The 12347-nt window shown below is 52.6% G+C and carries 11 protein-coding genes; 7 read left to right on the forward strand and 4 right to left on the reverse strand.

Going from position 1 to position 12347, the window contains the following annotated elements:
• Positions 1-9: 9 nt before the first annotated feature.
• Positions 10-2334, forward strand: a complete 2325-nt coding sequence (locus RAC90_RS10230; RefSeq protein WP_375124307.1) for a phage/plasmid primase, P4 family — start codon at positions 10-12, stop codon at positions 2332-2334.
• Positions 2335-2532: 198 nt separating this feature from the next.
• Here the strand turns inward: RAC90_RS10230 and RAC90_RS10235 are convergent, their stop codons facing one another.
• Positions 2533-3423: a LysR family transcriptional regulator gene (locus RAC90_RS10235; RefSeq protein WP_028723017.1), complete on the reverse strand. Its 891-nt coding sequence runs from the start codon at positions 3421-3423 to the stop codon at positions 2533-2535.
• A gap of 119 nt (positions 3424-3542) precedes the next feature.
• Here RAC90_RS10235 and RAC90_RS10240 point away from each other — a divergent pair, with 119 nt between their 5' ends.
• Positions 3543-5096 carry an MFS transporter gene (locus RAC90_RS10240; protein ID WP_058702808.1) on the forward strand — a complete coding sequence of 518 codons (1554 nt, stop codon included), beginning with the start codon at positions 3543-3545 and terminating at the stop codon, positions 5094-5096.
• A 342-nt stretch (positions 5097-5438) separates the two neighbouring features.
• Here RAC90_RS10240 and RAC90_RS10245 read toward each other — a convergent pair whose 3' ends face one another.
• Entirely contained in the window at positions 5439-6083 is a 645-nt protein-coding gene (locus tag RAC90_RS10245) for a hypothetical protein (protein ID WP_206116761.1), read from the reverse strand.
• 48 nt (positions 6084-6131) lie between these two features.
• Between RAC90_RS10245 and RAC90_RS10250 the strand changes: the two genes are divergently transcribed.
• The 4 genes from RAC90_RS10250 (at position 6132) to RAC90_RS10265 (ending at position 9453) form a co-directional block, all read left to right on the forward strand.
• Entirely contained in the window at positions 6132-6845 is a 714-nt protein-coding gene (locus RAC90_RS10250; protein ID WP_272844066.1) for a YafY family protein, read from the forward strand.
• 549 nt (positions 6846-7394) lie between these two features.
• Positions 7395-7727 (forward strand): DUF6678 family protein, encoded by a 333-nt coding sequence (locus RAC90_RS10255; protein ID WP_375124308.1) that lies wholly within the window; start codon positions 7395-7397, stop codon positions 7725-7727.
• 778 nt (positions 7728-8505) lie between these two features.
• Complete coding sequence (locus RAC90_RS10260; RefSeq protein ID WP_262960292.1) at positions 8506-8916, forward strand: hypothetical protein; 411 nt, start codon at positions 8506-8508, stop codon at positions 8914-8916.
• Between the two features lie 147 nt (positions 8917-9063).
• Positions 9064-9453 carry a hypothetical protein gene (locus tag RAC90_RS10265; RefSeq protein ID WP_262960291.1) on the forward strand — a complete coding sequence of 130 codons (390 nt, stop codon included), beginning with the start codon at positions 9064-9066 and terminating at the stop codon, positions 9451-9453.
• A 228-nt stretch (positions 9454-9681) separates the two neighbouring features.
• Here the strand turns inward: RAC90_RS10265 and RAC90_RS10270 are convergent, their stop codons facing one another.
• Positions 9682-10131 (reverse strand): GNAT family N-acetyltransferase, encoded by a 450-nt coding sequence (locus tag RAC90_RS10270; protein WP_375124309.1) that lies wholly within the window; start codon positions 10129-10131, stop codon positions 9682-9684.
• 276 nt (positions 10132-10407) lie between these two features.
• Here RAC90_RS10270 and RAC90_RS10275 point away from each other — a divergent pair, with 276 nt between their 5' ends.
• Entirely contained in the window at positions 10408-11232 is an 825-nt protein-coding gene (locus RAC90_RS10275; protein WP_375124310.1) for a hypothetical protein, read from the forward strand.
• Between the two features lie 175 nt (positions 11233-11407).
• Here RAC90_RS10275 and RAC90_RS10280 read toward each other — a convergent pair whose 3' ends face one another.
• Positions 11408-12292 carry a LysR family transcriptional regulator gene (locus RAC90_RS10280; protein WP_375124311.1) on the reverse strand — a complete coding sequence of 295 codons (885 nt, stop codon included), beginning with the start codon at positions 12290-12292 and terminating at the stop codon, positions 11408-11410.
• Positions 12293-12347 lie beyond the last annotated feature (55 nt).

The following is a 12347-nucleotide window of genomic DNA, read 5'->3' on the forward strand; positions in this document are numbered from 1 at the left end:
GAAAGCATAATGAAGATGACCGTATCAGACGCGGCCAGCGCCGCGCGGGGCCAGTGGCCCCGCATCCTGCCCGCGCTGGGCGTGAAGGTGGTGAAGAACCGGCACACGGCGTGCCCGGTGTGCGGGGGCAAAGACCGCTTCCGCTTTGACGATAAAGAGGGGCGCGGGACGTGGTTCTGCAACCAGTGCGGGGCCGGTGACGGCATGGACCTGGTGCAGAAGGCGCTGGGGGTGAGCCTGACCGGGGCCGCCGCGCGCGTGAACGACCTGACCGGCAACCTGCCACCGGTGACTGAGGCTGCACCGGCGGAGCCGGACGACGAGGCCGCCCGCACGGCCGCCGCCGCGCTGGCGCAGCAGCTGGTGAGCAGCGCGAAGGCGGTCACCGGCAACGCCTACCTGTCCCGCAAGGGGCTGCCCGAACATTCCTGCCTGACGCTCACGAAGCCGCACAAGGTGGCGCTGACCAATTACCGCCCCGGCGACCTGGTGGTGCCGCTGCACGATGCGGACGGCGCGCTGGTCAACGTCCAGCTGGTTAACGCCGCCGGTGACAAGCGCACGCTTAAAGGCGGTCAGGTGAAAGGCGCCTGCCACGTCCTGAGCGGTAAAGGCACACCAAAGCGCATCTGGCTCACCGAGGGCTACGCCACCGGGCTGACGGTGCACGCGCTGACGGGTGACGCGGTGTGGGTTGCCCTGTCGTCCGTTAACCTCCTTTCCCTGGCCGGCCTCGTCCGTGAAAAGCACCCGTCGCTGCCGCTGGTGATTGCCGCCGACCGCGACCTGAACGGCGACGGCCAGCGTAAGGCCCGGCACGCCGCCGCAGCCTGCAACGCCAGTGTGGCCCTGCCGCCGGTGTTCGGCGACTGGAACGACGCCTTTACCGCGCACGGAGAGGACGCCACCCGGCAGTCGCTGCGCGAGGCCTCAGCCCCGCCCGCCGCCAGCCCGTTCGACACCATGAGCGAGGCCGAGTTTACGGCCATGAGCGCCAGCGAAAAGGCGGAGCGCGTTGCGGAGCACTACGGGCGTAATCTGGCCGTGGACGCCAGCGGCGAAATCCTCTGCCGCTATGAGGCCGGGGCGTGGAAGGTGATTTCCGGCAACCAGTTCGGGCGCGACGTGGCGAAGCTTTTCCAGCGCCTGCGCGCCCCGTTCTCGGCGGGCAAGGTGGCGGGCGTGGTGGACACGCTGAAGCTGATGCTGCCGCAGCAGGCCGCGCCGCAGCGCCAGCTCATCGGATTCCGCAACGGCGTGCTCGACACCCGCAGCGGCACCTTCAGCCCGCACCGGCGCGAGAACTGGCTGCGCACCGTGAGCGACGTGGACTACACCCGCCCGGTGGCGGGCGAAACGCTGGAGCGCCACGCACCGCACTTCTGGCAGTGGCTCGACCGCGCCGCCGGGCGCAGTGCCGGTAAGCGGGACGTGATTCTGGCCGCGCTGTTCATGGTGCTGGCAAACCGCTACGACTGGCAGCTGTTTCTGGAGGTCACTGGCCCCGGCGGCAGCGGCAAGAGCATCATGGCGGAAATCGCCACCATGCTGGCGGGAACGGACAACGCCGTGTCGGCCACCATCGAGACGCTGGAATCCTCGCGCGAGCGCGCCTCGGTCATCGGCTATTCGCTCATCCGCCTGCCCGACCAGGAGAAGTGGAGCGGCGACGGCGCGGGCATCAAGGCGATTACCGGCGGCGATGCGGTGTCCGTAGACCCGAAGTACCGCGACGCCTACTCGACCCACATCCCGGCGGTGATTCTGGCCGTGAACAACAACCCCATGCGCTTCACCGACCGCAGCGGGGGCGTGTCCCGCCGCCGCGTCATCCTGCACTTCGCGGAAATCATCCCGGCAAACGAGCGCGACCCGCAGCTGAAGGAGAAGATACAGGCGGAGCTGGCCGTCATCGTGCGCCAGCTGATGCAGCGCTTCAGCAACCCGCAGGACGCCCGCGCGCTGCTTCAGCAGCAGCAGAACTCCGGCGAGGCCATGCGCATCAAGCGCGACGCCGACCCGATGGTGGACTTCTGCGGCTACCTGTTTGCGACCGCCGAGCCGAACGGCCTGCACATGGGTAACGCCGGCATCCGGCCCCTGCAGCCGAAACGCTACCTCTATCACGCCTATCTGGCGTACATGGAGGCCAACGGCTACCGCAACCCGCTCAGCATGAAGACCTTCAGCCAGGCGCTGGAGAGCATCCTGCGCGAGTACGGCAGGAGCTACCTGAAGCGGCGCACGAAAACAGGCGTGCAGACCAATCTCGGCCTGACGGACGAAAGCAGCGCTGACTGGCTGCCGAAATGCGACAATCCGAACGTAGCATGACAACATGAACCGGCGAAAGCCGGTTTTTTTACGTCCGCCGGTCATCTGTGGTGAACGATGTGCTCTGACCTTCTCTGTTCACCATAAAGTCAGCGACTGATAAAAATATTAGTCCGCTATGTGCCAGAAGCAGGCATGCAAAACGCACTCTTGCCCCTGACGTGAGCATGAATCCGATAGTCTTCATCACGTGAGCGGCTACACAGATAAACCTGACTCAGTAATAAAGTCTATAAAACAGCGTACTCTGGGTGAGAGGTAGCGGCCTGATGGCCACACGGCGGAGAAATGACCCTGCTTTGTACAGTACCCGTGCATCACTTCTTTAAGTTGTCCCTCTGCCAGCGCCTCGCAGACTATAAAGTCGGGCAGATAGCTGATCCCTGTTCCCGCCAGGCTCAGGCCAATGGCCGCTTCAATATTATTTACCGTCAGAACCGATTCAGCGCTGAGTGGAGCCCCGGGGCGGAGGCCGTTCAGTTCCCAGGGCTGCAGCAGACCTGTTGAGGGTAAGCGAAAAAGAATGCACCGGTGCGCCGTCAGCTCCGCAGGTGACACCGGAACGCCTTTTTCCTCCAGATAGCCGGGGCTGGCACAGAGAGTGAAGCTGAATTCACCCAGCCTTCTGGCGGTCAGCCTGGAGTCAGCCAGCTCTCCGCTGCGTATTGCCACGTCGAACCCTTCGTCAATGATATTCACCAGACGATCGCTGAAGTCGAGGTCCATTTCGACCTGCGGGTAACGTCGGTTAAATGCGGAAAGTGCGGGAAGCAGGAGCCTGTAACCTGCTACGGGAAGGGAAACCCGAAGTTTACCCACGGGCTCAGCGGCACTGTTCGTCAGCTCTGATTCGGCCTCATTGAGCTGCTCAAGAATATGCTTACACCTGACCAGTAGTGCCGCCCCTTCCGGGGTCAGACTTACATTCCTTGTGCTGCGATTAAAAAGCCGCACACCCAGTTTATGTTCAAGTCTGGCAACGTTCTTACCGACTGCTGACGCTGAAATACCCAGCAGCCTTCCGGCCTGCACAAAGCTCAGTGTCTCGGCTGTCCGTACAAAAGAGGTAAGAGAAGTCAGGCTGTCCATTGATTATTAACTTTATGTCTGTTCAGAAGGTAGCTGCAGTCTATTTATCCGAGCTTTTGTCCGCAATAACATCGCAGCAGTTTTCATTCATTAGCTGTCCGGACAATTAAGGTAACACCATGACATTTGCAGCCAGCACATTCTGCCGCCTCTCGGGAACTGCAGCAGCCCTGACCATTTTTATGGCGGCTACGCTTCTGCCGTTAAGTTTTACCGGGGGCGTAGTCACAACGCCCGCCATACAGCGCATGCTGGGTGGCTCACCAGAAGAACTATCGTGGCTTACGAATGGATTTATGCTGACGTTCGGCAGTTTTCTGCTGACAGCAGGGATTGCAGCAGATGACATCGGGAGAAAACCGGTTTTTCTCACGGGTGCAGCGCTGTTCTGTCTCAGCAGTATTTTCACAGTCCTCACGAACAACCTGATGATGTCAGGCATGCTCAGGTGTGTGCAGGGACTGGCAGCGGCCATGCTACTGGCCAGCGGAAGCGCTCTGCTGGCCAGGCTCTATACCGGCGCTGCCCGGAGCCGCATGTTCAGCCTGCTGGGCACCGTCTTTGGTGCTGGCTTAGCATTCGGCCCGCTGGCTGTCGGACTTATTACGGATATGCTCACCTGGCGCTGGGTCTATATTCTGTTTGCTGTGCTTTCAGGATGTGTGCTGCTCGCCGGTATGATGTTTCTGCCTCAGTCACAGCAGAGCAGTCTATCCCCTTCAGATAAAACAGGTCTGGCATTGTTTACGGCGGCGCTGATGGGGTTTACCACTGCAATGATGCTCCTGCCCACACGCGGGTTTTCATCACTTCTCACACTCGCTTTATTCCTCAGCTCTGTACTGCTCTTCAGCGGATTTATCGTGCGTTGTCTGAGTGTGAGCAATCCTGTTCTGGATATTTCACTGCTGCGAAGTCGCAGCTTTGTCGGAGCTATGCTGCTGCCGGTGGCGACCTGCTATTGCTACATTGTTCTGTTGATCATTATTCCGCTGCATTTAATGGGCGGAAATGGTTTCAGCGAGTCTCAGAGCGTAGTTTATCTTCTGGCACTCACTTCTCCGATGATGATCTTTCCTTACTTTGCAGCCCTGCTGACGCGCTGGTTTTCACCGGCCGTGGTGTCAGCTTCAGGGCTGGTGCTCGCCTCTGCCGGGTTACTTTTTCTCGGTCCGGCATTACACAATGACAGCATAACTCTTCTTCTCTTTTCGATGCTGATAACAGGAGCAGGAGCGGCATTACCGTGGGGACTGATGGATGGACTGGCCATTTCTTCCGTTCCGGTTGAAAAGGCAGGTATGGCGGCGGGCCTGTTCAATACCGTTCGTGTTGCAGGAGAGGGTATTGCTCTTGCGGTGGTCTCCGCGTTTCTCACTAACGTGAACGATCTGAACCTTAACAAAACTGTGCACGGTTTTGCGCCACATGTAATTCATCTTGCCGCATCCTGGCTGGGAGGCGGTAATATTCAGCAGGCCATCGCACTCTTGCCCGGCATCCCGCGCGAGGTAGTTCAGGTCAGTTATGACAATGCTTATTCATTGCTGTTTCAGGTCCTGTCTGCAATAACGTTTGTTTGTGCGATCATTGTCTGGGGCATGCTGGGCTACAAGGCTCATGATTTAGCTACGGCCAAAACTGATTCAAGAGACGAGCACATAAGATACTGACCTGAGTGCAATGTCCGCTCTGTGCCCAGGCTGTGTGAAAACTCTGACCTAAAACTGAAGGGCGCGCATCTACGCAAAATCTGGAATTGCTCGACTGGTTAGCTGAACCAAAATTTACGTATGAGCGCAGTTTTCAGCTCTGTTTTTCGCATTTGAAGCGACCAAAACAGTTTTCACACAGCCTGTGCCACAAGCGGACATTCATAACCCCACGTTAAGCTGATGCGCGGCGATCAGGTCTCGCTCCTGTATTAACTCAGATGCACTAGAGAGGACCAGTCAGGGGCATCTGTAAAATAAGCCCGAACACACTGTCCTGCCCGCCCTCAGTCTGCTTTACAGTCACAATGCCGTGCCGAATTCCATACTCACAGGCTCTATCAACCCGAGAAAGGTTTCGCATGCCTCATTACCTGCCCAACTGCCACATATCTTTTGCGACTGTGACAGACTGCCAGAGAGCGCGAGGTCTATGAATGTTCCATCCTCGAGCCGGAACAGCCTCTGTCCACGCCACCCCGGCAGTCCTGAAAGGTGACTCTCACACATTCTTCTCCATGCTGAGAGCGCCAGCTCTTCTGTTACGCCTTCACGGAGCCTGAAGCGCCCGATTTCAACGCCGTCTCCCTGCTGCATCAGGGGAAGGCCCCCTACTGGCGAGGCAAAATATCCGGAACCGATAAAATCGCTGACTGACTCTCTGAAACCTGAGAATCTCTCGCTGGCTGAGACAATCTTTCCTGCTGAAGCGGCCGATTCCGGGCTGTCCCACACCACGAGATCAGCTCTGACAAAGGGGCTGTGACAGCCAGCCAGAGGAAGCCAGCCACTGAAACCGGGAAGTTCTGAAGCCTGCTGTACGGCACCTGTACGCTGCCGGTCTGAATCTGTCAGGTTTTCTGTCCTGTAAATAACGATTTCGATGCACTGGCTTTGATTTTCCATGAAATAACGCCCTTTTAAGTTTAAGAAAACAGAGTGTTTCATAACCCACTGACAGAACATGTCAGTGGGTGATAATCTGAATGAATGAAAATGCACCGGCTGTTCTCAATACTTGATTTACTTCGCGCCGCACGTTATCCGCTTTCTGCCGAAACACTGGCGCAGCGGATGAATGTCTCTGTTCGCACCATTTATCGTGATATGGCGAGTCTCAGTGTCCTGGGTGCACCCGTGCATGGTGAGCCCGGACTGGGTTATCAGCTTGAAAAAGGTTTCTTTCTGCCGCCTCTGAAATTTGACCCTGATGAAGCGGAAGCCATCATGCTTGGACTTAAGTTAGTCATGGCCAGAAATTCAGATTGCCTGCGCGATGCAGCGGAGCGTGTCTCAGGAAAAATAGCTGAGGCCATGGGGGATAAAAGGGGAGCCTTCCTGGACCTTCCTTTTCAGGCAGTTACACGTACCCGCCCTGAAGATACGATGGCGGAAAGATGGGAAGAACAACTGCGCGAAATGATACGCAAAAGAATGATTGCACAACTTACGTACACTGATTTGTCTGGAAAAGAAAGTCGCCGCCTCGTCTGGCCTCTGGGATTGACTGTCTTTGATGAGGCCTGGCTGCTGACAGCCTGGTGTGAAACACGCTGTGACTTCCGAAATTTCAGGCTGGACAGAATCAGTGCTCTGTTTTCAACTGGTGCGCGATTCCTTAACCAGAAAGGACGTCGGATGCAGGATTACCTTTCCGGCCTGCAGGCTCCAGTGTGCCCGTTAGTCAGTCAAAAAGGGACATGCAGTTAGGCATGTTTCTTTGCTGAGCAAAGGCAGATGTGTTCGCCGGATGTGCCATCATGTCGGGTGAAGCCGAGGGAAACGCGCTGCTGACAAGTTTTAAACATTAGACCAGTGTGACCTCAAGGGCGAAGACCTGCATGGGCCGTTATTGTGCAGGCTGTATTAACATGTCACCGGCACTCACTCATTCTTCAGGCTCGGGAAGAAGCGTTTGAGAAGGCTGTTATCCCGGCAGTTTCCTCGCCGGCTCATACTCTGCTTTAGAGGTGGTAGCTAATCACCACATATCCTCAGATAAAAGGGGAGTGTTCGCCAGGCAGAACTTGTCATAACGCAATCGGCTTCGCCGGGCTACCGGCACTTGGCCAATTTATCCTGGCGGGCATCAACTGGCGCCTTCATGCTCCTGAAACAGCTTCCTCTGGCCACTTCTAACTGCGGATATCAATTCCAAATTAAAAGTTCCGCTTTGTGCCAGAAGCGGACATTGTTATCTATATAGCGTGTTAATATATCAGGAGCTTATTCTGTGAGGCTTGAATGCTTTATAGCTGCATGAATAATACAAAATGGAATGAGATTCGCGTGGCAATGGGTCGTATGGAATCTCCTCCTTCATGGAAAATCACTTTACTCAATGGTTACGAATCCGCAGTTGATGGTGAGTGGTTTTACCATTTTTGTGAAGGCGGCTATTTAGATATCCAGTATCTTGATATTTTGACGAATTCAGTAGCGCAGCATGCCATAGTTGGCCCCATTCTTCGGGCTATTCATCAGTTGGCCCCATTCTTCGGGCTATTCATCTACCTGGAATCGAGTCTAAAAACGGTTATAGAATTTTGGGGTACGCAGATGCGAGCAGTTATGTGGACTATCTTTAGCTGAAAAGGTTGCTTAAACAACCAAATGGTTGTTCTGGTAGAAGATGACATTAACGCCCGCTCCTCGCTCATAGCGAACATCGGCCTGTTCCTGATTCCGCTTTGTGCCAGAAGGGGGATTTTTTCCGTGCTGCACCATAGCTATAATGCATTGGTAAAACCACAATCAGTTTTGTTATATTCCTACCCTAATTCTTAATAACAAACTGGAAAGTTATGAATTGTGGATTTTGTGGCACTCACGTACCTGATAATTACACGGTTTGTACAGGTTGCCATGCTGTTTACAAAACAGAATCAGGTGTAGGTTGCCGATCTGCCATACCCATGTTAATGGGTTTATTTATATTGGTTCTCTCACCCATGGTTGCCATGTTTACAACACATAGCCCATATACTCGCACAGTGATCATTGCTCTTGGCTTAACCCTTTTTGTTTTTGGTTGGAAGCGATTGAAATATCTCAATAAAATAACTCCGCGCGTAGGGAAATGGTATAGGCAAAATCCTTAATATTATTATCGAACATGCATGTCATTAGGGCCTGCGTGTTAACCAATCAGTGAATCTGCCTTATTCCCTGTTCCAAAGAAAATGAGGTCTGCTCCTCGCTCACTACGGACCTTGTTGAGCATGAGTTTCTTCTGTCTCCGGGTGCGGAAGTGGCTAACAACAATCTATGTGGTTAAACGGGGAATGGGTCATTCCATTCATTGAGCTGATCATTTAGTTCTGTAGGATTGCTAATTATCTTTCTGATTAACCACTAACAAGGAAAATGTATGTTCGAATTCCTTCGAAAGAAAAGGCCTGAAACTGAACCCGGGCAAGATTGTTCAATCACGGCAAAACAGTTCATTGCGCTGACGCTGAGTGATGAAAAGCTGTCTATGCCCGTCTATCTTCCGGGGATCCGTAACGAAGATGATTGTGAGAATATTGGGCTAGGTCCTCTCATTTATATCTGGAATGTGGATCCTGCCGCTGGCACATTCAGCCTCTCTGTTAACGGTAAAGCTATTGGCCACCTCCTTGAGCCATTTGTGCCCCGAGATAACCCTGCGTATGTTGAAATACGTGATGAAGCAATGAAGGTTATTGCTGAAGTATCTACTCAGTCAGTGCTGAAAACTATAGAGAAAACTGGCATCATGCCTGATACATTGTTTGCTTACCATACTGAGAATGGCTGACAGTCAGGCAGAGTTTGAGATATCGCCAGGGGTACTAAGCTAATCAGTCCTGTCATCGCAATGCTAAATTAAAATCAAGAAACGCTTTAGACTGCCGAAATATACAATTAGCGTTATTCCTGAAAATAAAAAAATGGATTGTTCCGTATGAAGAAACTCTTACTTCTTGTTCCGCTGGTGTTTACTGCGCCGGTACAAGCTTCTGAAGTCACGGTAGGTCAGGTTTGCAAGGCCGCTTCTGCTGCGATGTTTGGCCGTGACCATAAGATCATGCAGCTGGATAAAGTCGAATCAGGTGTTGCCTATGTACATTATATCAGACAGAACGATGGCACCCGTTGGGCAATCAAGTGCAAAATTATAGGTGATCAAGTTATGTGGGCATCTGATAATCCTGACAGCACCGGTCGCTGGCGGGATGATCCTGCAGACAGTACAGTCAAATATACTATTGATGGTAAAAAAATTGTTATTACCGAGCTCTACAGTGACGGTTCCAGTACCACCAACTCTTATCCCTTGACGCAGCTAAAGTGACTATTTCCTTCTCTCCGTTGATTACGACACCTGAATGTTAGTCATGTAGTTGTGGGAGTTACATACTTCCGTTCCTCGCTCATGGCGGACCTTTCGTTCCGTTAGTTCGACCGCCTGATGGCATAAGCGGACACAGTTCAAAGGAGCTTTATCGGATTGCCGGGGTGTGATGCACAAGGTACTGAACAGGGCGCTTATTTAAAACTCCACAATAAAACCTGAAGTTCGTTATGAACCTGAGCGGTTTTGGGTAAAAGCCCAGGTGTAATTTTCTTTATTTATCGGCTCGTAGCCAAACTTTTGATAAAGCCATGGGGCTGTCGATGTGAATAAAATAATACTTCTCAATTTGTCACAAACCGGATGGTTGTGAATACATTCCATCAGCCATCTCCCCAGACCTTTCTCCTGGTATTCATCGAGTACATAGACATCACAGAGATACGCAAACGTAGCATAGTCGGTTATCAGACGGGCAAAGCCTATCTGTGATTTGTCGAGATAAACACCAAAATTAAGGCTGTTCGCCGTCGAGATTTTAATTGTGTCAAAGTCGATGTCTTTCGCCCACTTCGACTCTGTTAAATACTGATGTATAGCGTGTAAATCCAGTTTCATGCTGTCTGTACTTATCAGATAATCGTGCTCACGCCATTCGTATGTTGCTGAGAGATCCATTTTGATTATTATCCTTATGATTCACAGAGAAAGGGGGTGCTGATTATATTCTTACAATCATGGTGCCAGAATAAGGTTAACCTCTCAGAAAGCTGAATAACCGTCAAGCCCGCCTATACCGTTCATCGATGATCGCGCGCTGTGCCCGGGCACACCTGTTCATAGTGAAACGCTTCTTCATATTGATATTTCCGAACTGTTCCCAAAAAAAGATAAAGTTTTTAACTGTTCCGCCGTTGTTTATTACTGAGTTATTTTATGAACAAGGAGGAGCATGTGAGCTATACCGATGATTACATGAAATGGGTAGGTGAGAATCAAACCAGTGGATGGAAGTATCCGGGATATAAACCCGTAACATCAGAAACGATCGCCTTGTCTCCGGAAAAAGTAAAGAAAATAGAAGCAGGGGAGGAACCTCTCCCTCAGATTAGTACAGAGGCGCGAGAAAAAGCGGTTAAAGCGGCACTTGATAACCGTAATGAGACACTGGCTAAAGAAAACAAACATTCACTCTTTGTTTTGAATGAAGATATTGGGCCTGTTGCGTTTTATCTGGAAAGTAAATCAGGCCTGTCGCCACTTGAGATGGGATCGCTTGTAGGAAAAGCCATAACCAGTCCAGACGACTCTGGCGATGCAGTGACCCAGTCAATGGACCTGGCAATGAGTAAAGCCAAACTCAACTCTCTGGTCGATAAGTTTATACCGGCAGAGTACCGCCAGGAGGCTGCTGCTAAAGTTGATTCGTATATCCAGAAAAAAACGGCTGAGAGCGATAACATCCTCACCAGCCTCAATCAGGCTGCGCTTGCAGCCGCACGTCAGGCTGGTGATGCTGAAGGTATTAATAACGCCCAGCATCAGCTTGATCTGCTGAGCTCAGGTCTTCACCCTTCGCAGACACAGCGCCGTGAGATGCTTGACCTTGCCAGCAGCAGTGACAGTAGTGACTGGTTTTCAGGTTTTCATGCCATGGTAAGTCAGGGCAGCAGTGCTTCTTCGCCCTATTACAGTATTGAACTTGAGCATATCAGCAAGCTTCAGACACAGTGGGATACTTTTATGGCAGAAGTCAGCAGGCAGGCTTCTGCTCAATGACTTCACCGCAAAGGCCCACCCATACTGTGGGCCCTGTATATAACCTTTCAGAGTCCTGAACAGAGTCTTTTCCCTGCCCTCAGCCGGCCAGTACCTCCCAGTATGAAAACCATTTTGCGTCGTGCTGTTCCAGGTTTTCGTACACATCACGCGGCAACCCCACATCGTCAGTGGATTAAGGATAAAACGCCGGCAAAGCCTGCATGAAATAATCAACAAAGGATGACACCAGTACACCGTCAGGCTGTCCGGGCAGACGCAAAAGACTGACAGGTCTTTCATCGGGCACATAGTCGGGCAAAACACGGACCAGGCGACCCTTTTCAATGTCCTCACTTAACGTCAGCCGGGACTGCATTACGATACCCAGACCTGAAAGCGCGGCGCGGCGCAGCGCCTCGCCGGAGTCAACAGTGAGTCTGGGATTAATTTCAACGGCAACATGCCCCTGCGGGCCATTGAATTGCCAGAGATGATCGGAACGCCACTGGCTGAAACTGATGCAGTCATGATGAACAAGGTCCTGAGGCAGAGTCGGGAGGCCTTTTTCGTTCAGATAGGCGGGGGAGGCGGCAAGCAACATTGCATACGGCGGCAGGGGCAAAGCGATATACCCTCTGTCTTCCAGTGAGCCGATGCGTACAGCTATCTGGAAACGTTCCTGAATCAGATCAGCCCGGGTGTCACTGAGTACAAGATCGGCATCAACACCCGGATGGCGTTTAAGAAAATCCGCCAGTATCGGGACCAGCACATGGTGACCAAATGCAACCGGGGCACTTATTCTTATCATACCGGTTACCGTCTCATGAATATGTCGCGCGATCGCGTCAGCCTGTTCCACGGCATCAATAACCTGTAAAGCGTGCTGATAAAACCGCCTTCCCGCCTCGGTCAGCCCCTGGCGGCGTGTCGTACGCTTTATCAACGTACAGCCAGTGCGCTTTTCAAGCATCTGAATGTGCTTACCAATCATCGCCGGGGTCAGGTCGAGTTTATCCGCTGCAGCCGTAAAGCTGCCTGATTCACAAACGCTGATAAAAGAATTAAGACATCTCATATAGTCCATATAGCGCCCTACAGGTAGATTATAAAATTTTATTATCAAATGATTA

Source organism: Pantoea sp. CS_6, from assembly GCF_041954745.1.
GTDB lineage: Bacteria > Pseudomonadota > Gammaproteobacteria > Enterobacterales > Enterobacteriaceae > Pantoea > Pantoea stewartii.

Bases quoted from the DNA above. Each gene is read 5' to 3' on its own strand.
- RAC90_RS10235 (WP_028723017.1), bottom strand. From the start codon at position 3,423: ATGGACAGCCTGACTTCTCTTACCTCTTTTGTACGGACAGCCGAGACA.
- RAC90_RS10280 (WP_375124311.1), bottom strand. From the start codon at position 12,292: ATGAGATGTCTTAATTCTTTTATCAGCGTTTGTGAATCAGGCAGCTTT.
- RAC90_RS10265 (WP_262960291.1), top strand. From the start codon at position 9,064: ATGAAGAAACTCTTACTTCTTGTTCCGCTGGTGTTTACTGCGCCGGTA.
- RAC90_RS10245 (WP_206116761.1), bottom strand. From the start codon at position 6,083: ATGAAACACTCTGTTTTCTTAAACTTAAAAGGGCGTTATTTCATGGAA.
- RAC90_RS10260 (WP_262960292.1), top strand. From the start codon at position 8,506: ATGTTCGAATTCCTTCGAAAGAAAAGGCCTGAAACTGAACCCGGGCAA.
- RAC90_RS10230 (WP_375124307.1), top strand. From the start codon at position 10: ATGAAGATGACCGTATCAGACGCGGCCAGCGCCGCGCGGGGCCAGTGG.
- RAC90_RS10255 (WP_375124308.1), top strand. From the start codon at position 7,395: ATGAATAATACAAAATGGAATGAGATTCGCGTGGCAATGGGTCGTATG.
- RAC90_RS10240 (WP_058702808.1), top strand. From the start codon at position 3,543: ATGACATTTGCAGCCAGCACATTCTGCCGCCTCTCGGGAACTGCAGCA.
- RAC90_RS10250 (WP_272844066.1), top strand. From the start codon at position 6,132: ATGCACCGGCTGTTCTCAATACTTGATTTACTTCGCGCCGCACGTTAT.
- RAC90_RS10270 (WP_375124309.1), bottom strand. From the start codon at position 10,131: ATGGATCTCTCAGCAACATACGAATGGCGTGAGCACGATTATCTGATA.